This is a genomic window from Streptomyces thermovulgaris, assembly GCF_002155915.1.
GTDB classification, from domain to species: Bacteria; Actinomycetota; Actinomycetes; order Streptomycetales; family Streptomycetaceae; genus Streptomyces; species Streptomyces thermovulgaris.
Genome location: NZ_MUME01000536.1, coordinates 1 through 550, shown reverse-complemented (window position 1 = coordinate 550; position 550 = coordinate 1). Strand labels below are relative to the sequence as shown.

At 71.1% G+C, this 550-nt stretch carries 1 protein-coding gene; it reads left to right on the top strand.

Going from position 1 to position 550, the window contains the following annotated elements; translation table 11 throughout:
- Positions 1 to 550, top strand: a 550-nt coding sequence (locus CCN35_RS28560) for a Rossmann-fold NAD(P)-binding domain-containing protein (RefSeq protein WP_158100442.1), incomplete at both ends; no start/stop codon positions are given.

The following is a 550-nucleotide window of genomic DNA, read 5'->3' as shown; positions in this document are numbered from 1 at the left end:
GGCGGAGAGCTTTGCCGGTCTTGAGGCGCTGCTGGCCCGCCTGGATGCTGCGGAGGCAAGCGCTCCGGGGTGGGTGGTGGTGGATGCCACCTGCCCGGCTGCCGGTGGTGATGCGCTGGCTGTGGCCGGTGGGGCTCTGGAGGTGGCACAGCGGTTGCTGGCCGATGAGCGGCTGGCGTCGGCGGAGCTTGTCTGGGTCACGCGCGGCGGCATCGCCGCTGTGGAGGGTGATCGGCTGGAGGGGCTGTCGTGTGCTCCGTTGTGGGGGTTGGTGCGGGCGGCTCGCAGTGAGCATCCCGAGCGTGGTCTGCGTCTGATCGACCTTGGGTCGGAGGAGGTGGACTGGGATGTGCTGGCTGCTGCTGTGGCCGTTGCCGGTGAGCCGGAGCTTGCCGTGCGCGGGGGCGAGGTGCTCGCCGCCCGCCTGATACGCGCAGACGTCGCGGGCGCCGCGGACAACAACAGCACCAGCACCAGCACCAGCGACCGCAGCGACAGCGGCGGTGTTGCGCGTGCGCTGGATCCTGAGGGCACGGTGCTGGTTACGGGT